The 510-nt window shown below is 70.2% G+C and carries 1 protein-coding gene; it reads right to left on the minus strand.

The window, feature by feature from the left end; all coding sequences use genetic code 11:
- A partial coding sequence (locus E8D38_RS28110) for an NAD-binding protein (RefSeq protein WP_181179604.1) occupies positions 1–510 on the minus strand: 510 nt, incomplete at its 5' end.

Genomic DNA, 510 nt, shown 5'->3' on the forward strand with positions numbered 1-510 from the left:
TCACCCCTGCGCCACCTCGTGCGCCGCCATCAGCTCCAGCGCCTTCACCAGCGCCGAGTGATCCAGCTGCCCCCAGCCCTGCGCCGCGCACGCCTGCATCAGCTGCGCCGCCCCCGCCGTCTGCGGCAGCGCCACCCCCAGGGCTTTCGCCCCCTGCAGCGCCAGGTTCAGGTCCTTCTGGTGCAGCCCGATGCGAAACCCCGGCTGGAAGGTCCTCTTCACCATCCGCTCGCCGTGCACCTCCAGGATCCGCGACGCCGCGAACCCGCCCATCAGCGCCTGCCTCACCTTCGCCGCGTCCGCACCCGCCTTGCTCGCGAACACCAGCGCCTCGCCCACCGCCGCGATGTTCAGCGCCACGATGATCTGGTTGGCCACCTTCGTGGTCTGTCCGTCTCCGTTGCCCCCCACCAGCGTGATGTTCTTGCCCATCAGCTGGAACAGCGGCAGCACCTTGTCGAACGCCCCTTGCGGGCCGCCCACCATGATGGTCAGCGACGCCGCCTTCGC

The organism is Methylibium rhizosphaerae (assembly GCF_006386545.1).
Taxonomy (GTDB): Bacteria; Pseudomonadota; Gammaproteobacteria; order Burkholderiales; family Burkholderiaceae_C; genus Pseudorivibacter; species Pseudorivibacter rhizosphaerae.